At 67.3% G+C, this 416-nt stretch carries 1 protein-coding gene; it reads right to left on the bottom strand.

Annotation, left to right across the window (positions count from 1 at the left end):
* A partial coding sequence (locus FCS21_RS16555) for a LysR family transcriptional regulator (RefSeq protein ID WP_222928011.1) occupies positions 1–416 on the bottom strand: 416 nt, incomplete at both ends.

Below are 416 nucleotides of genomic sequence, written 5' to 3'. Positions count from 1 at the left end.
GATGTCGACGGTGTCGCGGAACAGGTCGGCATTGCTGTCGTTGAGCAGTAGTTGCAGGCGGATGTGCGGGTGTTCCAGCTTGAACTCATCCAGCCAGCCCAGCACCACATTACGGCCGAAATCCGAGGGCGCGGCCAACTGCAACAAGCCGGTCAGGCCCTGGCTCTGCTGCTTGAGCGCTTGCTCGCCTTCGGCCAAGGCGGCCAGGGCCTCGCGCACGCTGTCGAGGTAGCGCCGGCCTTCTTCGGTCAGGCGCATGCTGCGGGTGGAGCGTGCCAGCAGGCGGGTACCCAAGCGGGTTTCCAGGCGCTTGAGGGCAATGCTGGCCGCTGCGGGGGTCAGGCCGAGCCCGCGTGCGGCGGCAGACAGGCTGCCGGTGTCGGCGGTGCGTGCGAACACTTCGAGGTCGAGGATTG

The sequence above is a fragment of the Colwellia ponticola genome, assembly GCF_005885605.1.
GTDB classification, from domain to species: Bacteria; Pseudomonadota; Gammaproteobacteria; order Enterobacterales; family Alteromonadaceae; genus Colwellia; species Colwellia ponticola.
Note: the sequence above shows the minus strand (reverse complement) of the source record. Positions and strands in the feature narration are given on the sequence as shown.